This is a genomic window from Streptomyces sp. NPDC087906 (genome assembly GCF_055584925.1).
In genome coordinates this window covers 882,122-905,762 of the sequence record NZ_JBVJLC010000001.1, presented here as the reverse complement: position 1 = coordinate 905,762, position 23,641 = coordinate 882,122, and the positions used below count along the sequence as shown (strand labels likewise).

The following is a 23,641-nucleotide window of genomic DNA, read 5'->3' as shown; positions in this document are numbered from 1 at the left end:
CTCCTTCTGTCGCATGCCGTCGGCCGTGCCGGTGGTGCAGGGCGCCGTGGTTCAGAGCGCCGAGCGCACCGACCACAGCTCGGGGAAGAAGCGGTGCTCGCTGATCCGGGCGAGCCAGGACACCCCGTCGGTGCCGCCGGTGCCGGGCTTGGCGCCGAGCATGCGCTGCACGGTCACCAGATGCGTGTAGCGCCAGCGGGCGAACTGGTCCGCCGTGTCCATCAGCGCCTCGGCCAGCAGATACAGGTCGTGGTGCCGGGCCCGGTGCCGGTAGACCGCACGCCAGGCGTCCTCGACCGCAGGCCCTGTCCGGTACGGCTCGACGGGGTCCCGGTCGGCGGGGTCCCGGTCGGCGGGGTCCCGGTCGGCGGGGTCCCGGTCGGCGGACTCGGCCGGCGCGAGCAGGCCGCGGCGGGCCAGCAGCGCCAGGGCCTCGTCGTAGAGGCTCGGTTCGCGCAACTGGCTCAGGACGAGGTCGTAGCCTGCGGTGTCGCGGTGCGGCCCGGCCATCGCCGGGTTCTTGTTGCCGAGCAGGAATTCGAGCCGCCGGTAGCCGGCCGACTGGAACCCCGAGGCCGAGCCGAGGACGTCACGGAACTCGGCGAACTCCGTGGGTGACAGTACGGAGAACGTCTCCCAGCTCACCAGCAGGACCTGCTGCACCCGCGCCGCGCGGCGCAGCGTCCACAGCGCCTCGTCGAGCTGGTCCTTGCCCAACTGCTCGCGCGCTGTGGTGAATTCGGTGTGCAGCAGCTTGAACAGCAGTTCCTTGACCTGGCTCATGATGATGAAGCCGGGCTCGGTGTGCGCCGGGCTGAGCGGATGCTGGAGCGCCAGCAGGTCGTCCATCCGCGCGTAGTGGGCGTACGGAGTGGTGCCGGGCGGGAAGCCGCCCGACAGCGGGCAGCCGCCGCCCTGTCCCTGACCGGCGTCCGGGTCCTGACCGGCGTCCGGTATCTGCCCGGTGTCCGGGCCGGTGCTGTCCGTGGTCATGCGGTGATCCCTCCCAGTCCCATCTGCGCCAGGACCGCGTCGCCCAGCCCGGTGCCCCGCGCCCCCAGGTCGTACGGGAGATCGAAATGGTCGCGCCGCTCGGCGACGACCTCCGTCACCGCCGTCCTGCGGCGCAGCGCGGTCGCCATCCGCTCGTGCTGGCGGACGTACTCCTCGGTCTCGTTGCCGCCCCGGGCGATCACCACCGGGGGCAGCCGCTGCGGCAGCAGGCCGAGCGGGCTGTTGCGGCGCGCCGCCGCCTCGTCGAGCCGCAGCGCGTCGTTGACGTACGACAGCCGGACCGGCTCCAGGTCGTACATCCCGCTGAGCAGTACGGCCCCGCAGATCCGGCCGGACACGTCCGGGCCTTCCTCCGGGCCCGGCAGCAGGGCCATCGCCGCCAGATGCGCGCCGGCCGAAGTGCCGCACAGATGGAGCCGGTTCGGGTCGAACCCGAGCCGGTCCGCGTGCCGCAGCAGCCAGTCGACAGCGCCGCGCACCTGTCCCGCCATGGTGTCCAGTCCGACGTCAGGCGCCAACCCGTAGTCGACGACCGCGACAGCGGCTCCGGCGGCCAGCAACGGCGGGGCGGGGAAGGCCGATTCGGCCCGGCCGAGCGCCTGCCAGTTCCCGCCGTGCACGAACACGAGCAGCGGCGGGCTGCCGGGCCCCGAGCCCGGGAAGTAGTCGAGCAGTTCGGTGGGATGAGGACCGTACGGGAGCCCGGTGCCCACCGGATGGTCCCGGCGTGCGGCCTCGCTCTGCCGTACGTACGCGCGGAGGTAGGCGTCGAGGCTCGGGACGCGTGAGCTGGGCGAGTACTGCCGGTCCAGCGTGGCCCGGTCCATGCCCAGATACACGGCGGCGCCGGTCATCGCGCCTCGCCCGGCGGGAGTCCTTCGTACCCCTGGTCGGGCGTCATCCCGTTCGCCTTCAGGGCCTGTTGGTAGATCTCGGTGAGCAACGGGTCGATCCCGTGGGCCGAGTTGCGGTACCGGGCGCCGAAGCGGTGCGCGTACTCCGCGAACCAGTCCTGGCGGTGGGCCAGGAAGAGCACGTCGTGGATCGCCATGGACCGGACCGCCATCATCGGCACGGGGGCGTGGCTCACCTCGAACTCCGGGTTGCGAGCGGCCTTCTCACCGCACTTCTCGTGGAACTGCGCGATCATCAGGCCGCGGCCCACGCTCTCCGGCTTGAGTGCGGCATGCGCCGCGTCCAGCAGATGCAGGTGCTCGGGCGGCAGGTCCGGCAGGACGAGCAGCAGCGACCGCAGGTTCGGGTTGCCGGCCTTCCAGTCGACCTCGCTGAACTCGTCCAGGCCGCAGCGGACGATCTCGTCGATCAGGGTCTGGCTCGGGGTGGGGCCGACCAGCCTGACCCGGATCTCCAGGGCACCGGCGCGCTGGGCCGGTTCGACGAACGGGCACACAGGACCGGGGCGTCCGAGTTCGCTGTGCGGTTGGCGGATGTAGTCGCTCAGCCAGCCGTCGACGGCCGCTAGGGCCTTGGCCAGGTCGACGGAGAGCACGTCAGTCAGCATCGTTGTCAGTCCTCGGAAGTCGGGTCCTCGGGAGTCGGTCCTCGGGAGTCGGTCCTCGCAGAAAGGCGGAGAGAGAGGTCTCGAAGGCGGCCCGCGACGCTCACTCGTCGCCGGACAGCTCATGGAGCTTGGCCGACAGGACCCGGCCGATCTCGGCCAGCGTGTCCGGCCGGGTCAGCATGGCGCCGTGCTCACCGGGCACCACATGGGCCTCCACGGCGCCGCGCACGTACGGCTGCCAGGCGGCGGCGTCCACCGGCGGGTCCTGCTGCTCCGAACAGGCGATCAGCAGCAGGTCGCCGTCGATCGGGGCGGGCCGGTAGTCGATGGCCAGATGGGTGTTGTTCGCCGAGATCTCGGTGATCGCGGCGAGCCGGTCCTCGTCCAGGTTGGCCAGCGCGCTGCCCTGGCGGCGCAGGATGTCCCGCGCCTCGGCGAAGGTCAGCTCCTCGTCCTCCCGCCGGCTCCCGTCGTCCACAAGACCGACGTGGTACAGCAGCATCACCCGCTCGTCGGGGGCGGGGACGTCGGCGTGCGTCAGCCCCTGCCAGTCGGGGATGACGTCGAGCACGGCGACCAGCGCGACCGGTTCGCCGCGCCGCTGGAACTCGGCGGCCAGCGCATGCGCGCAGAGCCCGCCGTAGGACCAGCCGGCCAGGTGGTAGGGGCCGTGCGGCTGCACGCCCTGGATCTGGTCGGCGTAGTCCACCGCCATCTCCTCGACGCTGGCAGGACGGGGTTCCGGACGGCCCAGGCTGCGCGCCTGGATCCCGTACAGCGGGTACTGCGGGGCGAGTTGCTTGATCAGCGCGCTGTACGACCAACTGATGCCACCGCCCGGATGGACGAAGAACAGCGGCGGCCGGCTGCCCCCGGTGCGCAGCGGCAGCACCACCTCGTACGAGCCGTCCGCGTCGTCCACGTCGAGCCGGGCCGCGATCCCGCCCGGGGTCGGCGCCTCGAACAGGCTGCGCAGTCCCAACTCGACCCCGAACGCGGCCCGCAGCCGGGCCGTGAGCCGGGTGGCCAGCAAGGAGTGCCCGCCCAGGTCGAAGAAGTCCTCGTCCACCCCGACCACGGGCCGTCCGAGCACCTCGGCGAACAGCTCGCAGACGACCTGCTCCTGCGGGGTGCCGGGGGCCCGGCCGATGTCGGTCCGCTCAGGGGCGAATACGGGCAGCGCGGCACGGTCGAGCTTGCCGTTGGCGGTCAGCGGCAGCCGGTCGAGCGGGACGATCGCGGCGGGGCGCATGTAGTCGGGCAGCCGGCGCCGGGTGTGCTCGCGCAGGGCGGCGAGCAGCGCACCGGTGTCCCGGCCCGCTGCCGGACTGGTGGTCCAGGAGGACAACGGCCCCGCCGCCCCGGCCGCACTCGCGGCGGCGTACGCACCGACGGCGACGCCCTCCGCCATGAGCCCGCGCCGGACGTACGTGACGTCGACCGCGCCCGGATCGTGGGCGCTCCAGCTCACCGCGGTCCAGTAGCCGGACTCCTCCCCCAGCCGGTGCAGTTCCTCCGGATCGACACCGGGGGCGGCCGGCCCCGTCGGCGCCGTCCCGGTTTCGAGGGCGTGCTGTACGGCGAGATCGTGCGCGACACGCGCGTTGGGGACGCCGGTCACCCGCAGCCGCTCGGGGCGCGCAGTGCGCAACTGCGCGGCGAGGGTGCCGAGTTCCCGGGGCCAGGGCCGGGTAGGGATGTCGGTCAGGGGCTGGGTGGTGATGCCCGTCTTGTAGAGGGTGGCGTCGTAGCGGTAGCGGGTGAGTTCGTTGTGTGCGCCGCCGCGCTTGAGCTGGATATCGGAGCCCGCCAGGTCGGGGACGTGGCCGGCGAGTGCGGTGAAGTACTCCGGGTCGACCAGGAGTTCCTTCTCCAGCACCAGGCTCTGCTCCACGGCCCTGCGCACGGCGGTGGTGTCACCGGGATCGTCGGCGCAGGCCGCCTGGACGGCGCTGGTGAACGTACGCAGCAGCCGCGGATTGCGGATGTCACCGAGGAACACGGCCCCGCCGGGGGCAAGTAGCCGGAAGGCCTGCTCGACGACCTGCTCCAGATAGCCGGCGTTCGGGAAGTACTGGACGACGGAGTTGAGGACGACCGTGTCGAAGTGCCCCTGCGGCAGATCCCCGTGCTCGTGGGCGGCTTGCACCCGCAGTGTGACCCGGCGGGCCAACTCGGCGTCCGCGTCGACGTGGCGCCGCAGGGCGTCCACGACCGTGGGCGAGAAGTCCGTCCCCCAGTACTCCTCGCACTCCGGGGCGAGACCGGCGAGCAGCAGACCGGTGCCGACACCGATCTCCAGGACTCTGCGGGGGTTGAGCGCCCTGATCCGCTCGACCGTCGCCGCGCGCCACTCCTGCATCTCGGGGAGCGGGATGGGCCCCCCGTCGTAACTGCTGTTCCAGCCGGAGAAGTCCTCGCCGAACTCCGCATCGGGCTCGGCGTAGAGCGAGTTGTACAGGTCCTGCCACTCCCCGATCTGGCTCCGCTCCCCTTCCTCGCCAGGCGTCGCCGCTTCGGTGTCGGCGACGACGTAGGCGGTGAGCCGGGTTTCGCCGGGCTGGTCCTCGCGTACGAGGACGGCGGCCTGGGCGATGCCGGGGTGGTCGGTCAGTACGGCCTCGATCTCACCCGGCTCGATCCGGAAACCCCGGATCTTCACCTGGTCGTCCACACGCCCCACGAACTCCAGCACCCCGTCGGGGCTTTGGCGCACCAGGTCACCGGTCCGGTACATCCGGGCGCCGGGCTCCGGGGCGTACGGGTCGGCGACGAACCGCTCAGCCGTCAGACCAGACCGGCCCAGATAACCGCGCGCCAGACCCGCACCCGCGATGTGGAGTTCACCGACAACACCGAACGGGACCGGGCGCAGCCCATCGTCAAGAACGTACGTACGCATATTGCCCATCGGACGACCGATCGGCACCACCGGACCACCCGCATAGGCGGCCGTCACCGGATAGCAGGTCGCGAACGTCGTCGTCTCCGTCGGCCCGTACCCGTCCACCACGACCACAGCAGGGCAGGTCTCCCGCACCCGCTGCACCGACGTGGCAGACACCGCCTCACCGCCCGTCCACACCTGACGGACCCCTGCCAGACACTCCGGGGCATGGTCGGCAACCACGTCGAAGAGAGAACTGGTCAGCCACAAAGCGGTCACCCGCTGCTCGGTGAGAACGCGCTGAAGAGTCGGGACATCCAGATCCCCGGACGGCGCCACGACAACGGTCCCGCCGTTGAGCAGAGGCACCCACAGTTCATAGGTCGAGGCGTCGAAAGCCGTGGGCGAGTGCAGCAGGACCCGCCGATGCGCTTCGGCGTCGAACCGCGGATCCAGGGCGAGAGCCGCCACATTGCGGTGCGTGACGACAATCCCCTTGGGAACACCCGTCGAACCGGACGTATACATCACATACGCGGCGGCCTCCGGAGCGACGGTGACCTTGAGGTCGCCGGGGTCGACCGTCACCTGCCCCAACGAGGTGATCCGGAAGACCTCGCATGTGTCGGACTCCAGTTGGGGATCCGACTGCTCGTCGGTCACCAGCAGGCGCGCGCCGGTTTCGGTGAGGACGTGGCGGATGCGATCGGCCGGATAACGCTCGTCGAGAGGGACGTAGACAGCGCCGGCCTTCGTCAGGGCGAGCACGGTGGCGACCGTCGCGACGGAGCGTTGCAGCAGGACGGCCACGGAGTCGCCCGGCCGGACTCCTCGGGTGGTCAGCTCACGCGCCAACTGGTCCGCTTGCGAGTCAAGTTGCGCATACGACAGCGACGCCTTCCCGTCCGTGACCGCCGGGGCATCAGGAGACGTGGCAGCCTGCCGCGCGAAGAGGTCGGCGAGGGACGCCTCGGGAAGCGGCAGTGCGGTGGCGTTGAAGTCGCCGAGGATCTGCCGCTGTTCGGTCGCGGAGAGGATGCCGACCGTACTGAGAGGCCGGTCCGGATCGGCAGTGGCGGCGCCGAGGAGCCGTACCCAGCGGTCGAAGAGAATCTGGACGCTGGGGGCGTCGTAGATGTCGCTGGAGTACTCGATGGCGCCGCTGATCCCCTGGGGTTCGCCGTGGGAGCCGCGCCGCTCGGCGAGGCTGATGAAGAGGTCGAACTTGGCGGTGTGGGTGCGCCCCGGGGCTATGTCGATGTCCAGCCCGGGAAGCCGGAAGGCCGCCTCGGGGGCGTTCTGCAGGGCGAGCATGGTCTGGAAGAGCGGGTGGTGCGCCAGCGTGCGGGTGGGGTTGAGGTGCTCCACCAGGTACTCGAACGGCACGTCCTGATGGGCGTACGCGGCAAGAGACGTCTCCCGGACACGAGTGATCAACTCGGTCAGGGTCGGATTCCCGGCGGTGTCCGTCCGCAGGACAAGCGTGTTGACGAAGAACCCGATCAAATCGTCAAGACTGTGGTCGGTGCGGCCCGCGATAGGACTGCCCAACGGGATGTCGTTGCCCGCACCAAGGCGGGTGAGCAGGGCCGCGAGGCCCGCCTGGAGCACCATGAACAAACTGGCGCCGGTGGACCGTGCCAGGTCCGTCAGCCGCTGATGCAGTTCCGCGTCGATGTCGACGGTGACGTAGTCACCGCGATACGACATGACTGCCGGACGCGGCCGGTCGGTCGGCAGCGTCAGTTGGTCCGGCAGATCGGCCAACGTCCGCGTCCAGTACTCGATCTGCGTCGCGAACAGGCTGTCCGGGTCGTCCTGGTCGCCGAGCAGTTCGTTCTGCCACAGCGTGTAGTCCGCGTACTGCACCGCGAGTTCCGACCAGCCCGGCGCCTCTCCCCCCGACCGCGCCGTGTACGCACGGGCCAGATCGGAGGCGAGCGGACCCAGCGACCAGCCGTCGCCCGCGATGTGGTGAACGACCAGCAGCAGGACGCGCTCCCGCGCCGACAGCTCGAACAGGTCGGCCCGCAGGGGTGGTTCGACGGCCAGGTCGAAGGGGTGGCGGGACGCCGATGTGAGGACGTCCGGCAGCTCGGACTCGGTCGTCGGGGTGACGGTCAGCCGGGGCGCGGCCTCTTCGGCGGGGAGCACCCGCTGGAACGGGAAGCCCTCGGCCTCGGGGAACACCGTCCGCAGGCTCTCGTGCCGCGCCACCACATCACCGAGCGCGGCGCGCAGCGCGTCGCGGTCCAGGTCGCCGGTCAGGCGCAGGGCCAGCGGGATGTTGTACGTGGCGCTGGGGCCCTCCATCTTGTGGATGAACCAGAGCCGGCGCTGGGCGAAGGACAGCGGCGTGGGGTCGGGCCGACCGCGCCGGGTGAGCGCCAGGCGGCCGGGCCCCGCGGTGTCCAGGAGCGCGGCCACGTCCGCGGGCGTCGGGCCCTCGAAGAGCGCACGCAGCTCAAGCTCGACCCCGAAGACGGCCCTGACCTGCGCGATCAGCCGCGTGGCCAGCAGCGAATGGCCGCCGAGGTGGAAGAAGTGGTCGTCGACGCCAACCCGCGAGAGCCCCAGCACCTGCGCGAACAGGTCGCAGACGATCTGCTCCTGCGGCGTACGGGCCTCACGGCCACCGCCGGCCGAGGTGAACTCGGGCGCGGGCAGCGCCGCACGGTCCAGCTTGCCGTTGGCCGTCAGCGGAAGCCGGTCGAGGGGGACGATGAACGCCGGGATCATGTACCCGGGGAGGTGGTGGCGCGTGTGCTCGCGGAGCTTCGTGACGAGGGCGCCGGTGCCCCGGCGGGCGGCGGGGTTGGTCGTCCAGGTGGACAGGGGCGTACCGGAAGTGGCCGTGCTGACCGGGGCGTAGGTGCCGACGGGAACGCCTTCGGGGGTCCGGCTCCGGTCGAGCAGGACGACATCGACCGTGTCGCTGTCGTGGGTGTTCCAGGTGACCGTGGTGCGGTAGCCGCGCTCGTCGCCCAGGGTGTGCAGGGCCTCCAGCGTGACCGGGGACGGCGACGGGCCGATGCCGGCGGGCGGCTGCGCGTCGCCGTAGAGGGCCTGCTGGAGGGTGAGTTCGGGGGCGAGGCGGGGGTTCGGGACGCCGGTGACGCGGAGTTGGGCGGGGCGTTCGGCTTCGAGGTGGTGGCTCAGGTCGGCGAGCGCGGTGGCGGGGTCGGTGTGCCGGGGCCAGGGCCGGGTGGGGATGCCGGTGAGGGCGTAGGTGGTGGCGCCGGTCTTGTAGAGGGTGGCGTCGTAGCGGTAGCGGGTGAGTTCGTTGTGTGCGGTGCCGTGCTTGAGCTGGATGTCGGTGCCGGCCAGGTCGGGGATGTGCTGGGCGAGTGCGGTGAAGTACTCCGGGTCCAGCAGGAGTTCCTTCTCCAGCACGAGGCTGTGCTCGACGGCCCGGCGAACGGCGGCCGTGTCCGTCGGATCGTCGGCGCGCGCGGTGTGGACGGCGGCGGTGAAGGTGCGCAGCAGCCGCAGGTTGCGGATGTCACCGATGAAGAGGGCTCCGCCCGGGGCGAGCGCGCGGACGGCGTTGGCGACGACCTGTTCCAGATAGCCGGCGCTCGGGAAGTACTGGACGACGGAGTTGAGGACGACCGTGTCGAAGTGGCCTGCCGGGAGGCCGTCGAAGTCGTGCGCGGGCCGGGTGCGCAGCCGGACCCGGGAGGCGAGGACGGGATCCGCTTCGACGTGCCGCCGCAGTTCCTCGATGACGGTGGGCGAGAAGTCCGTCCCCCAGTACTCCTCGCACTCGGGCGCGAGACCGGCCAGGAGCAGCCCGGTGCCGACGCCGAGTTCGAGAACGCGGCGCGGACGGAGCGACTTGATGCGCTCGACGGTGGTGTCGCGCCATTCGCGCATCTCGGACAGCGGGATCGGCCGGCCGTCGTAACTGCTGTTCCAGCTCGCGAAGTTCTCGCCGAGCGCGTGCTCGGACGCGCTGGTGTAGACGGAGTCGTACAGGTCCTGCCACTCGTCCAGTTGGTTGCGTTCCAGCTTCTCGTCGTGTGTGCGCTTCGAGGTGTCGGCGACGACGTAGGCCGCCAGCCGCGCGTCGCCGGACTCGTCCTCGCGTACGAGCACGGCTGCCTGAGCGATGTCGGGGTGGTCGGTCAGTACGGCTTCGATCTCGCCGGGCTCGATACGGAAGCCCCGGATCTTGACCTGGTGGTCGGCGCGGCCGATGAACTCCAGCTCGCCGTCAGGGGTCCAGCGCACCAGGTCGCCGGTCCGGTACATCCGGGCGCCGGGGGCACTGCCGTACGGGTCGGCGACGAACCGCTCGGCGGTGAGGCCGGGCCGGCCCAGATAGCCGCGGGCCACACCCGCACCCGCGATGTACAGCTCCCCCACCACACCCGGTGACACCAACCGCAGCCCGTCGTCCAGCACGTACACCCGGGTGTTGGCGATCGGCCGGCCGATGGGCGGCGCACCGGTGCCGCCGGCCAGGTCGGCGGCGGTGGACCAGATGGTCGTCTCCGTCGGCCCGTAGAGATTGGTCAGCTCATCGGTGAGGGACCGCAGCGAGTCGGCGAGTGCCACGGGCAGCGCCTCGCCGCCGACCAGGACGCGCAGTCCGCGCAGCGCCTGCGCGTCGTGTGCGACGAGCAGTTGCCACAGGGACGGCGTCCCCTGCACGACGGTGACGCCGTGCCGCGCGATCAGGTCGAGCACGGCGGACGGCTGGGGGACGGCCTCCTTGGGCGCGAGGACGACCGCGGCGCCCGAGAGCAGCGGGTGGTACAGCTCCAGGGCGGCGATGTCGAAGGCGACGGTGGTGACGGCGAGCAGCCGGTCGGCGGGCCGGAGCGGGACCTTCCGCCCCATGGCCACAAGGAAGTTGAGCAGCGCCGCGTGCGGCACGACCACGCCCTTGGGCCGGCCCGTCGAGCCGGACGTGTAGATCACGTACGCGGCGTCGGCGGTGCGCAGCGGAGCGGCACGGTCCGCGTCGGCCGGGTCGGTGTCGGGGCAGTCGGCCAACAGCGCCCGCGCGTCCGGGGAGTCCAGCGCCAGCCGCCGCGCCGAACCGCCGCCGCCCGGCAGCAACGCGTCCGTCGCCAGGGTGGTGAGCAGCAGCGCGGGAGCCGCGTCGGCCAGCGTGTACTCGATACGCCCGGCCGGATGATCCAGGTCCAACGGCAGGTACGCGGCACCGGACTTGAGCACCGCCAGCAGCGCGACGACCAGATCGGCCGAGCGCGGCAGCGCGAGCGCCACCACCCGGTCGGGGCCCGCGCCCAGGCGGAGCAGGGCGTGCGCCAACCGGTTGGCGCGGCTGTTCAGTTCGGCGTACGTCAGGGACGTGTCGCCCGCGACCAGCGCGACCGCGTCCGGAGTGGCCCGCGCCTGCCCGGCGAACCGCACCGGCACCAGCTCTTCGCCGATCTCGGCCTCGGTGCGCAGCCACGTGTCGAGCACCGAGCGGTGTTCTTCGGCGGTGAGGAGGTCGATGTCGTCGAGCGGTTGGTCGACATGGGTGGTGGCGGTGTCGAGGAGCCGTACCCAGCGGTCGAAGAGGGTCTGGACGCTGGCGGCGTCGTAGATGTCGCTGGAGTACTCGACGGCGCCGGTGATCCCCTGCGGCTCGCCCTGGGCACCCCGCTGCTCCGCCAGGCTGAAGAAGAGGTCGAACTTGGCGGTGTGGGTGCGGCCGGGCGCCATGTCGATGTCCAGCCCGGGAAGGCGGAAGGCCGCCTCGGGGGCGTTCTGCAGGGCGAGCATGACCTGGAACAGCGGGTGGTGGGCCAGGGTGCGGGTGGGGTTGAGGTGCTCCACCAGGTACTCGAACGGCACGTCCTGATGGGCGTACGCGGCAAGCGATGTCTCGCGGACACGGGTGATCAGCTCGGTGAGGGTGGGATTGCCCGCGGTGTCCGTCCGCAGGACGAGCGTGTTGACGAAGAACCCGATGAGGTCGTCAAGACTGTGGTCGGTGCGGCCCGCGATGGGGGTGCCCAAGGGGATGTCGTTGCCCGCACCAAGGCGGGTGAGCAGGGCCGCGAGGCCCGCCTGGAGCACCATGAACAGACTGGCACCCGTCGACCGTGCCAGGTCGGCCAGCCGCTGATGCAGTTCCGCGTCGATGTCGACGGTGACGTAGTCACCGCGATACGACATGACCGCCGGACGCGGCCGGTCGGTCGGCAGCGTCAGTTGGTCCGGCAGATCGGCCAACGTCCGCGTCCAGTACTCGATCTGCGTCGCGAAGAGGCTGTCCGGGTCGTCCTGGTCGCCGAGCAGTTCGTTCTGCCACAGCGTGTAGTCCGCGTACTGCACCGGGAGTTGCGACCAGCCCGGCGCCTCCCCGCGCGCCCGCGCCGTGTACGCGCGGGCCAGATCGGAGGCGAGCGGACCCAGCGACCAGCCGTCGCCCGCGATGTGGTGCAGGACGAGAAGGAGGACGTGCCGGTCGGGTGCGAGGCGGAACAGCTCGGCGCGCAGGGGCGATTCGGTCGCGAGGCTGAAGGTGTGGCGGCCCGCGGCCGTCAGAGCGTGCGGCAGATCGGCCTCACCGATGTCGACGGCGGGCAGCTCGACGGTGCCGGTGTCGAGGACCTGCTGGTGCGGAGTTCCGTCGACTTCGGGGAACACGGTGCGCAGGCTGTCGTGCCGGGCCACCACATCGCGCATGGCAGCGCGCAGGGCCTCATGGTCCAGCTCACCCGTCAGCCGCAGGACGAGCGGGATGTTGTAGGTGGCGCTCGGCCCTTCCATCTTGTGCAGGAACCACAGCCGGCGCTGGGCGAAGGACAGCGGTACGACGTCGGGCAGTGCCTGCCTGGTCAGGGCGAGCCGTGCGGGCCCTGCCGTGTCGAGGCAGGCCGCGACAGCGCCGGCCGTCCGGACCTCGAAGAGCGTGCGCAGGCCGATCTCGACGCTGAAGGCGGCCCGGATCCGGGCGATCAGCCGCGTGGCGAGCAGGGAGTGGCCGCCGAGGTCGAAGAAGTCGGCGTCGACACCGACGCTCGGCAGCCCCAGCACCTGGGCGAACAGGTCGCAGACGATCTGCTCCTGCGGCGTACGGGCCTCACGCCCGCCGCCGGCCGAGGTGAACTCGGGCGCGGGCAGTGCCGCACGGTCCAGCTTGCCGTTGGCCGTCAACGGAAGCTGTTCCAGCGGTACGACGGCCGAAGGGACCATGTGCTCGGGCAGCCGGCCCCGCGCGAACTCCTTGACGCCGTCGGGCCGCAGCGCCTCCCGGGCCTCCCGCGCATCCCGGGCCTCCCGCGCCACCACGTACGCCACCAGCCGGGTCCTGCCGGGCTGGTCCTCGCGGGCGAGCACGGCTGCCTGGGCGATGTCGGGGTGGTCGGTCAGTACGGCCTCGATCTCGCCGGGCTCGATACGGAAGCCCCTGACCTTGACCTGGTGGTCGGCGCGCCCCAGGAACTCCAGCTCGCCCCGCGCGTTCCTGCGCACCAGGTCGCCGGTGCGGTACATCCGGGCGCCGGGCTCGGGAGCGTACGGGTCGGCGACGAACCGCTCCGCCGTCAGGCCGGGCCGGCGCAGATAGCCGCGGGCCACCCCCGTACCCCCGATGTACAGCTCGCCCACCACACCGGGCGCCACCGGACGCAGCCCGGAACCGAGCACGTAGGCACGGGTGTTGGCGATCGGGCGGCCGATCGGCGCGGGCAGCGGCCAGTCGTCGGGATCGGCGGCCAGGGTGTGGGCGGTGACCACGTGCGTCTCGGTGGGTCCGTAGTGGTTGTGCAGCGTGCGGCCCGGCGCCGACCGATGGAACTCGCGTACCGGGCGGCTCAGCGTCAGCGCCTCACCGGCCTGGGCGATCGTCCGCAGCCGGGGCAGCGTACGGCCCTGCTCGGCGGCGGCCTCGGCAAGCGCCTCAAGGACCAGGTTCGGCGCGAACAGCTCCGCCACCCGCTGCTCGTCCAGCCAGACGGCGAACCGTGCCGCGTCCCGGCGGACGTCCTCGGCGGGCACGACCAGGGTCTTGCCGAAGCAGAGGGCCGACAGGATCTCCTGCGCGGACACGTCGAAGCTGATCGCCGTGAACTGCGCCGTCCTGGTGCCAGGTTCACCACCGACCGCCCTGTGGTGCCACTCCAGGAGGTTCAGCAGCGCACCCGCCGGCATGACGACGCCCTTGGGCCGTCCGGTGGAACCGGAGGTGTAGATGACGTAGGCGGGATGGCCGGGTGCGAGTGCCGGGGCGGGGTTGCGCGTGTGGTCGCCGGTGGCCGCAGGAAGCGTGTCCGGGGTGTCGAGTGTGTCAGGGGTGTCGAGTGTGTCAGGGCCGTCAAGCGTGTCCGGGCCGTCAAGCGTGTCCGGGCCGTCAAGCGTGTCCGGGCCGTCAAGCGTGTCAGAGGCGTCGAGAAGGAGAACCGAAGTCCCCGGTACGTCGGGGAGGTTGGCCCGCACCGCCGTGGTGGTGAGGAGGAGGCCGGGACGGGCGTCGGTGACCATGTGGGCCAGCCGGGCCGGCGGGTACTCGGGGTCCAGCGGAAGGTAGGCCGCCCCCGCCTTCAGCGTCGCTAGGATCGCGACGATCAGCTCGGTCGAGCGCGGCAGCGCGAGGCCGACGACGTGTTCCGGACCCGTGCCGCGGGCCACCAGCAGATGCGCCAGCCGGTTCGCCCGCTCGTTCAACTCCCCGTACGTCAGGGTCGTATCGCCGCAGACCACAGCCGCAGCTTCCGGGCTCCGACCGGCCCACGCCTCGAACAACCCGGGCAAGGTCGTCCCTGTCGCCGGTGCGATCCGCTCGGGCACGGGCAGGACGGCGGACCGCTCCTGCTCGGTGAGCAGGTCGACACGGCCGAGCGGCCGGTCCGGGTCCGTGACGACAAGGTCGAGCACCTCGATCAGCCGGTCGAGGAAACCGGCGGCCGTCGCGCGGTCGAACAGGTCGTCGCGGTAGTCGAGCCGGAGGTAGAGACGGCGGCCGGGGGCGGCGATCAGGGTGAGCGGATAGTGGGTCGCGTCCCGCCCGCCGCCGAGGTCCGGAGTGATCCGCAGGCCGGTGTCCGGCAGGTCGGCCGGGTCGTCCCAGGGATAGTTCTCGAACACCAGGGCCGTGTCGAAGAGGTCGCCGAGACCGGCCAGTTGCTGAATGCGGGCGAGGCCGAGGTGGTGGTACGCGGTCAGCCGCGACTGGGCGTCCTGGAGCCGCGCGACAGCGGACCGCAGCGACCGGGCAGGGTCCAGCTCGACCCGGACGGGCACCATGTCGATGAGCAGGCCCACCATGGCCTCGACACCGGGGAGTTGCGGGTCGCGGCCCGCCACGACGGCCCCGAACACCACATCGTCGTGGCCCGTGCGCCGGCTCAGCACCAGCCCCCAGCCCGCCTGAAGGACGGTGTTCATGGTCACGCCCTCCCGGCGCGCCCACTCGGCGACCGCCGCCGTGCGTTCCTCGTCCAGCTCCACGGTGATCCGGTCCGGCATCCGTGCGGGGCGCGCCGGATCCACCGGCGTGAGCAAGGTCGGCTGCTCAAGTCCCGCCAGCGCCTCGTGCCAGGCCCCCTCCGCAGCGGGCCGGTCCAACTGCGCCAGCGAGCTGAGGTATTGGCGGTAGGGGGTGACCCTCGGCAGGACGGTGGCGTCGCCGAAGCTGCCGTACAGGGCGATCAGCTCGCGGACCAGGATGGGGGTCGACCAGCCGTCGAGCAGGATGTGGTGGGTGGTCATGATCAGGCGGTGGCGGTCCTTGGCCAGGCGTACCAAGGAGAAGCGCAGCAGCGGCGGTTCGGCCAGATCGAAACGGCGGGCATGCTCCTTGGCCGCGAGCCGGGCCAGCTCCGCCTCCGCCTCGGCGCCGGGCAGCGAGGAGAGATCGAACTCCTCCCAGGGGATGTCGACCTGACGCGGTATCAACTGCACGCTCTGACCCGAGTCCACCTGCCGGAAGCCGGCGCGCAGGTTCGGATGCCGCTGGACGACGGCGCCGACGGCCGACCGCAGCCGCGCCGCGTCGAGATCGCCCTCGACGGCGAAGACGTGCTGCACCGCGTAGACGTCCGCGCCGTCCTGCTCGTAGCGGGAGTGGAACAGCAGCCCCTCCTGCATCGGGGAGAGGGGGAGTATGTCTTCCAGGCCCGACGACGTCATTTCTGAATCCTCCACGCGGCTTCGAGCTGCTCGATGTCGTGCTGGCTGAGTTCGGTCAGAGGGAAGTCCGAGGGGGTGTGGCCGCCCGTACCGGACTGGTCGCTGTGCCGCACCAGGCCCCGGATCGCCTGGAACCACTGCTCGGCCAGGTCCCGTACGTGCTGCTCGGACCAGAGAGCGGGGGCCCACGTCCAGACGGCCTCCAGCCACGGCCCGTCCTTGGCGTCGCGGACCATCGAGTTGACCTCAAGTCCGTGTGCCAGGGCGGTCGCGGGATCGGCGCCGCTCAGCAGCCCCGTCTCCGGCGCCATCGTCCAGGCGGGGTTGCCGGGCACAACTGGCGTCCCCGCGGAGGGGAACCGGCCCAGGTAGTTGAATCCGATTTGTGGCGTGCCGAGTTCGGCCAGACCGGGCCCGGTCTCGGGATTGAGGTGGCGCAGCAGACCGAAGCCCATGCCCCGGTCGGGCAGGGACCGCAATTGCTCCTTGACCCGCTTCAGCGCCTGCCCGAGACCCGGTCCGCCGTTGACGACGTCTTCCCAGGCCGACGGGCCCGGATCGACCCGGACGGGATAGAGCGAGGTGAACCAGCCCACGGTGCGCGACAGATCCGCGCCGTCGACGATCTCCTCGCGCCCGTGTCCCTCCACATCCATCAGCAGCGCGGTGTGCCGGCCGCGCGCGTGGCCCCGGCGCCACTGGGCGACCGCGAGGGCGAGGGCCGTCAGCAGTACGTCGTTCACCCCGGCGTGGAAGGCCGTCGGCACCGTGGTCAGGAGCGGCGCTGTGATGTCGGGCGGAAGGGAGAGCGTGAGGTCGCAGGCGCGGCCCACCGTGTCCCGTACGGGATCCAGTCGGCCGGACGTCAGCGGCGGGTCGGCGGCGGTGAGCAAGCCGGTCCACAGCGGGGCCTCGGCGACGCGGGCCGGCCGCCCGGCCTCCGCCGCCAGCAGCCGCGACCAGCGGCGCAGCGAGGTGCCGACCGGAGCCAGCAGGGGCGGGCGACCGAGCCCGGCCGCCTCCCAGGCGGCGATCAGGTCAGGCAGCAGGATCCGCCAGGACACCCCGTCCACGACCAGATGGCTGACGAGGAACAGCAGCCTTCCGGAACGGGCCGGTCCGGCGTCGAACCAGACCGCCTGGAGCAGCAGCCCCCGCTCAGCCGACAGCCGCGCGGCTGCCGCCTCCGCCTGGTCGCGGACCAGTGCCTCGTCGATGTCCGCGCCTCCGAGGTCGACGCGGTGCACCAGATCGGCGGCCGAAACCGAGCCCACGGGACCGACCTCCAGCGACCACGCCCCGCCGTCCGGACTGTCGCTGGGACCGCCACCCGGACCGCCACCCGGACCGCCACCCGGACCGCCACCTGGTGCCCGGGTCCGGGTCAGCCGCAGCGCGTCATGGTGGTCCACGAGCGCCTGGACGGCTGCGGTGAGACGCTCCTCGCCCAGACCGGCCGGCACTTCCAGCAGCATGGCTTGGTGGAACGCGTCGATGCCGCCGCCCCGCCCGTCGAACCAGCGCATGATCGGGGTCGGTTCCAGCGTCCCGGTGCCGGAGTCGTCGTCAGGCGCGGTCGGCCGACCCAACTCCTCGGCGCACTGCGCCAGTCCGGCCACCGTCCGCTGCTCGAAGACATCCCGCACCGCGAGCCCGACACCGGCCGCCCGCGCCAGGCTGACCAGCCGGATCGAGACGATGCTGTCCCCGCCGAGCGCGAAGAAGTCGTCGTCGCACCCGACCCGTTCCACGCCCAGCGCCTGCGCGAACAACTCGGCGAGCAGCCGCTCCCGCGCGGTACGCGGCTCACAGCCGGGCGCCGCCGTCCCGACGACCGGCCCGACGGCGGGCAGCGCGGCCCGGTCCAGCTTCCCGTTGACCGTCAACGGCAGCCGGTCCAGCGTGACGAACGCGGACGGCAGCATGTAGTCCGGCAGGCGCCGCCGCGTGAACTCCCTCAGCTCTTCGGGCGGTACGTCGGCCCCTGTGACGGGGACGACGTAGGCGGTGAGCCGGGTCTCGCCGGGCTGGTCCTCCCGTACGAGGACGGCGGCTTGGGCGATGCCGGGATGGTCGGTCAGTACGGCCTCGATCTCACCCGGCTCGATCCGGAAACCCCGGATCTTCACCTGGTCGTCCACTCGCCCCACGAACTCCAGCACCCCGTCGGGGCTTTGGCGCACCAGGTCACCGGTCCGGTACATCCGCGCCCCGGGCTCGGGAGCGTACGGATCGGCGACGAACCGCTCAGCCGTCAGACCAGACCGGCCCAGATAACCGCGCGCCAGACCCGCACCCGCGATATGCAGCTCACCGACAACACCGAACGGGACCGGGCGCAGCCCGTCGTCAAGGACGTACGTACGCATATTGCCCATCGGACGACCGATCGGCACCACCGGACCACCCGCATAGGCGGCCGTCACCGGATAGCAGGTCGCGAACGTCGTCGTCTCCGTCGGCCCGTACCCGTCCACCACGACCACAGCAGGGCAGGTCTCCCGCACCCGCTGCACCGACGTGGCAGACACCGCCTCACCGCCCGTCCACACCTGACGCACACCCGCCAGACACTCCGGGGCATGGTCGGCGACCACATCGAACAGGGAGCTGGTCAACCACAGAGCCGTCACTCGCTGTTCTTCGAGGACGCGCTGAAGAGTCGGGACATCCAGGTCGCCCGCCGGGGCCACCACCACGGTCCCGCCGTTGAGCAGAGGCACCCACAGTTCATAGGTCGACGCGTCGAAAGCCGGAGGCGAATGCAACAGGACCCGCTGCTGAGCATCGGCGTCGAACCGCGGATCCAGGGCGAGAGCCGCCACATTGCGGTGCGTGACGACAATCCCCTTCGGTACACCCGTCGAACCGGACGTATACATCACATACGCGGCGGCCTCCGGAGCGACGGGCACATTCGGTGCCTGATGCTTCTCGTCCTTCCGGGCAGCCGAGTCGATGACGAGCAGGTCCGCCGGCAGCGGGCCAAGTCCCCCCTCTGAAGCCTCGTCGGTCACGATCAGCGAGACGCCGGTGTCGGTGAGGACATGGCTGATGCGCTCGGCCGGATAACGCTCGTCGAGCGGGACATAGACGGCCCCCGCCTTCGTCAGAGCGAGCACGGTGGCGACCGTCGCGACGGAGCGTTGCAGCAGGACGGCGACAAAGTCACCCGGCCGCACGCCTCGCGCGATCAGTACGTAGGCCAACTGGGCGGCCTGAGCGTCGAGTTCGCCGTAGGTCAGGCTGGTCTCTCCGGCGCGCACCGCCACGGCATCGGGTGTTGCCGACACCTGCCGCGCGAAGAGGTCGGCAAGGGACGCGTCGGGCAGTGGGAGCGCGGTGTCGTTGAAGTCGCCGACGATCTGGCGGTGTTCCGCTGCGGTGAGGATGCCGATCGTGCTCAACGGACGATCCGGCTCGGCGGTGGCGGCGTCGAGGAGCCGTACCCAGCGGTCGAAGAGAATCTGGACGCCGGCAGCGTCGTAGATGTCGCTGGAGTACTCGACCGCGCCCGTGATGCCCTGCGGCTCGCCCTGCTTGCCCCGTTGCTCGGCGAGGCTGAAGAACAGGTCGAACTTCGCTGTACCCGTCCTGCCCAACTCCACACCGGCACGCAGCCCGGGAAGCTCGAACTCGCTCTCGGGGGCGTTCTGGAGGGCGAGCATGGTCTGGAAGAGCGGGTGGTGCGCCAGCGTGCGGGTGGGGTTGAGCTGTTCCACCAGGTACTCGAACGGCACGTCCTGATGGGCGTACGCGGCCAGGGACGTCTCACGGACACGGGTGATCAACTCGGTCAGGGTCGGATTCCCGGTGGTGTCCGTCCGCAGGACAAGCGTGTTGACGAAGAACCCGATGAGGTCGTCAAGACTGTGGTCGGTGCGGCCCGCGATCGGACTGCCCAACGGGATGTCGTTCCCCGCGCCGAGACGAGTGAGCAGGGCCGCAAGACCCGCCTGGAGCACCATGAACAAACTGGCACCGGTCGACCGTGCCAGGTCGGCCAGCCGCTGATGCAGTTCCGCGTCGATGTCGACGGTGAGATAGTCCCCGCGATACGACATGACCGCCGGACGCGGCCGCTCGGTGGGCAAGGTGAGCTGGTCCGGCAGATCCGCCAACGCATGTGTCCAGTACTCGATCTGCGTCGCGAACAGGCTGTCCGGGTCGTCCTGGTCGCCGAGCAGTTCGTTCTGCCACAGCGTGTAGTCCGCGTACTGGACCGGGAGTTCCGACCAGTCCGGCACCTCACCCCGCGTCCTCGCCGTGTACGCCTCCGTCAGTTCCCGCGACAGCAGGCCCATCGACCAGCCGTCGCCTGCGATGTGGTGCACCACGACCAGAAGGGCGTGCTCCCGCGCCGACAGCGTGAACAGCTCGGCGCGCAAGGGGGGTTCGGTCGCCAGGGCGAAGGCGTAACGGGCGCCCGCCTCCAGGGCGGCCGGCAGTTCGGTCGTGGTTGTCGGGGTGACGGTCAGCCGCGGTACGGCCGCCTCGACGGGCAGCACCTGCTGGTACGGCACGCCCTCGGCCTCCGGGAACACCGTCCGCAGGCTCTCGTGCCGGGCCACCACATCACCGAGCGCGGCATGCAGGGCCGTTTGGTCGAGGTCGCCGGACAGCCGGACGACGAGCGGGATGTTGTAGGTGGCGCTCGGCCCCTCCATGCGGTGCAGGAACCAGAGCCGCCGCTGGGCGGAGGAGAGAGGGACGACCGGGGGCCGCTGCCGGCGTGCGAGTGCCAGGCGGCCGGGGCCTGCGGTGTCCAGGAGCGCGGCCACCTCCACCGGAGTCGGGCCCTCGAAGAGCGCACGCAGCTCCAACTCGACCCCGAACACCACCCGTACCTCGGCGATCAGCCGCGTGGCCAGCAGGGAGTGCCCGCCCAGGTGGAAGAAGTGGTCGTCGACCCCGACCCGCGAGAGCCCCAGCACCTGCGCGAACAGGTCGCAGACGATCTGCTCCTGCGGCGTACGGGCCGCACGCCCGGACACCGGCACCGTGGCGTCCGGCTCCGGGAGCGCCGCCTTGTCCAGCTTTCCGTTGGCCGTCAGCGGCATGCGGTCCAGCAGGACGACGGCCGAGGGCACCATGTAGTCGGGCAGTCGGCTCCGGGTGAACTCCCTTACGTCCTCGGCCAGGACGGCCTCCCGCGCGACCACGTAGGCCACCAGCCGCGCGTCACCGGACTGCGCTTCGCGCACCACCACCGTGGCCTGGGCGATGGCGGGATGGTCGGTCAGTACGGCCTCGATCTCGCCCGGCTCGATTCGGAAGCCCCGGATCTTGACCTGGTGGTCGGCGCGGCCCGCGAACTCCAGTTCGCCTCGCGGGTTCTGGCGTACGAGGTCGCCGGTCCGGTACATCCGGGTGCCGGGCTCGGGAGCGTACGGGTCGGCGACGAACCGCTCGGCCGTCAGACCGGGCCGGCCCAGATAGCCGCGCGCCAGCCCTGCGCCCGCGACGTACAGCTCGCCCACCACACCCGGTGGCACCAACCGCAGCCCGCCGTCCAGGACATAGGTGCGCAGATCGGGGATGCCGACGCCGATCACGCTGGCCGCCGCCGCGCCCGCGTGGTCGCGGGTCAGCGGCTGGTACGTCACATGCACCGTGGTCTCGGTGATGCCGTACATGTTGACGAGCAGCGGCGCGTCGTCCGGATGGCGCTCGTACCAGTCGGCGAGCCGGGACGCTTGCAGGGCCTCACCGCCGAACACGACCGTACGCAGCGCGAGTCGGCGTGCGGGCCGGGAACTGTCGGCGTCGGCTTGCGTCAACTGGTAGAAGGCCGTCGGGGTTTGGTTGAGTACGGTGACGCCGTTGTCGGCCAGCAGGTCGAGGAAAGCGCCCGGTGTCCGGCTGATCTCGTAGGGCACCACGACCAGCCGTCCGCCGTGCAGCAGCGCTCCCCACAGCTCCCAGACGGAGAAGTCGAAGGCGTAGGAGTGGAACAGCGTCCAGACGTCGTCCGCGCCGAAGCCGAACCACTTCCGGGTGGCGTCGAACAGCCGCACCACGTTCCGGTGGGTGTTGATGACGCCCTTGGGCTGCCCGGTGGAGCCGGAGGTGTAGATGACGTAGGCGGGGTGGTCGGGTGCGAGCGCCGGGGCGGGGTTGTGCGTGTGGTCGGTGGTGGCAGCGGGAAGCGCGTCCGGGGCGTCGAGGAGGAGGACCGGAGTGTCGTGTACGTCGGGGAGGTTGGCCTGCGCCGTGGCGGTGCTGAGGAGGAGGCCGGGACGGGCGTCATCGACCATATGGGCCAGCCGGGCCGGCGGGTACGCGGGGTCCAGCGGAAGATAGGCCGCACCCGCCTTCAGCGTCGCCAGGATCGCGACGACCAGCTCGACGGAGCGGGGCAGGGCCAGCGCGACGACGCGTTCGGGGCCCATCCCGCGAGCGACCAGCAGATGGGCCAGCCGGTTCGCCCGCTCGTTCAACTCCCCGTACGTCAGAGCCGTATCGCCACAGCTCACGGCCGCAGCGTCCGGAGAGCTGGCGGCCTGCGCCTCGAACAGTCCCGCCAGCGTCGCCTCCGTGGCGGGTGGGGCGGTGTCGGGAACGGCCAGAACGGCCGCGCGTTCCTCGTCCGTGAGCAGGTCGATCCGGCCGATCGGCAGGGCCGGCTCCATCGCGGCGACGGACCGCAGCACGGCGAGCAACCGCCTTTGATGAGCGGCCAGTTCGTCGTCCGAGCAGATTTCGGGGTGGGCGTTGAGGTCGACGGTCAGTCCCGTACCGTCGCGCCGGTCCCACACGGCGAGCGTGAAGTCTCCCACCAGGCCCGAGGAGAGGTTGTGCGCGGTGGTCGGCAGCCCGTCGAAGGTCACGGCGTAGTCGAAGGACATGACGTTGACGACCGGTCCGAACCACGTCCCCGCGTGGCCGGGCAGCTCCAGATCGCGCTGGAGTTCCTCGGCGCGGTACCGCTGGTGGCTGCCCAGTTCCCTTATGCGCTCCCCCACTTGGGCGAGGAGTTCACCGAGTGCCATGTCCGGCCGGAGCGCGAGCCTGAGCGGGAGGACGTTGGCGGCCGTGCCGGGCGTACGGCGCTGGAGCTGGCTGAGGCGGGCCGTCACCGGCAGGCCGAGGACCACGGTCCGCACACCGGTCGTACGGTGCAGATAGACGGCTGCGGCGGTGATGACCAGGTACGACCAGGGGACCCGTGCCCTGCGGGCCGCTTCGCGCAGCTCCGCCAGCTCGTCGGGCCCCATGCCCGCGGTGTGCCGGAGGTAGTGCTCGGGGGTGGTGGACGGGCGGTCGGCGATCCTGGCCGGCTCGGGCCGGTCGGCGAACTGCTCGGTCCAGTAGGCCCGGTCGTCGGTGAACCGGCCGGAGTCGCGGTACTCCTGCTCGGCGGCCAGCAGGTCGGACAGGGATCCGAACGGGCTCGGCCCCACCGGACGCCCCTGGGCGAGCGCGCTGTAGACGTCGGCGACCCGGCGGTTGATCAGCAGCGAGCCGAAGGCGTCCATGACGGCGTGGTGGTAGCCCTGGTACCAGTAGAAGCGGCCGGCCTCCAGCCGTAGCAGCGCGTACTCGAACAGCCGGTCCTCGGCGAGATCCATCGGCCGGGCGATCGCCGCATCCATCCAGTCACGGGCGGCCCCAGCCGGATCCGGCTCGTTGCTCAGATCGACGAACGCCGGTGCCCAGCCGCCGATTTCGCGCACGCGCTGGCGGACCTCGCCGCGCTCCTCGGCGAAGTTGACGTGCAGGGCGGCGGCTTCGGCGACGACCAGCAGCAGCGCCTGCCCGAACAGCGCCGGGTCCACTTGGCCGTCGATCTCCAGATACTCGCCCACCCGGAAGACCCGGTTCGACTTCCCCAGCCGCTGCTCGGCGATCCATATCTCGCGTTGCGCGGCCGTGAGGGGCAGCGTAGCGCCAGCATTGATGGACAAGTCTCCACCCTCCGACAGGAATGAAAAGCGTGCAACAGCCCGGAAAACTACCGGGAATGAGACCGGACTATTGAGAACCGGCGAATGAAGAAACGTTGAATTGAGAACCATCGGAGCGACGCAATATGTGGCACGCACCGGAATCGGGCACACTGACCCGTAAAACAATCAGGGAGCAACCTAACCCGGGATCTCAGAAGGGTCAAGGATGCCCAT

General features: G+C 71.2%; 5 protein-coding genes. All 5 read right to left on the bottom strand.

Annotation, left to right across the window (positions count from 1 at the left end):
• Window positions 1-51: 51 nt before the first annotated feature.
• The 5 genes from ACZ63I_RS03920 to ACZ63I_RS03900 all read right to left on the bottom strand — a co-directional run bounded on the left by ACZ63I_RS03920 (window position 52) and on the right by ACZ63I_RS03900 (window position 23,425).
• On the bottom strand, window positions 52-993 hold the full coding sequence (locus ACZ63I_RS03920) for a tryptophan 2,3-dioxygenase (RefSeq protein WP_469335033.1): 942 nt from the start codon (window positions 991-993) through the stop codon (window positions 52-54).
• Window positions 990-1,868 carry an alpha/beta hydrolase gene (locus ACZ63I_RS03915; protein WP_469335032.1) on the bottom strand — a complete coding sequence of 293 codons (879 nt, stop codon included), beginning with the start codon at window positions 1,866-1,868 and terminating at the stop codon, window positions 990-992. Before ACZ63I_RS03915 ends, ACZ63I_RS03920 begins: the two co-directional genes overlap by 4 nt.
• Window positions 1,865-2,536, bottom strand: a complete 672-nt coding sequence (locus ACZ63I_RS03910; protein ID WP_469335030.1) for a DUF6875 domain-containing protein — start codon at window positions 2,534-2,536, stop codon at window positions 1,865-1,867. The genes ACZ63I_RS03915 and ACZ63I_RS03910 overlap by 4 nt, the downstream gene beginning before the upstream one ends.
• A gap of 100 nt (window positions 2,537-2,636) precedes the next feature.
• Window positions 2,637-15,518 carry an amino acid adenylation domain-containing protein gene (locus ACZ63I_RS03905; protein WP_469335028.1) on the bottom strand — a complete coding sequence of 4,294 codons (12,882 nt, stop codon included), beginning with the start codon at window positions 15,516-15,518 and terminating at the stop codon, window positions 2,637-2,639.
• Window positions 15,515-23,425 (bottom strand): amino acid adenylation domain-containing protein, encoded by a 7,911-nt coding sequence (locus tag ACZ63I_RS03900; protein ID WP_469335026.1) that lies wholly within the window; start codon window positions 23,423-23,425, stop codon window positions 15,515-15,517. Before ACZ63I_RS03900 ends, ACZ63I_RS03905 begins: the two co-directional genes overlap by 4 nt.
• Between the last annotated feature and the right edge of the window lie 216 nt (window positions 23,426-23,641).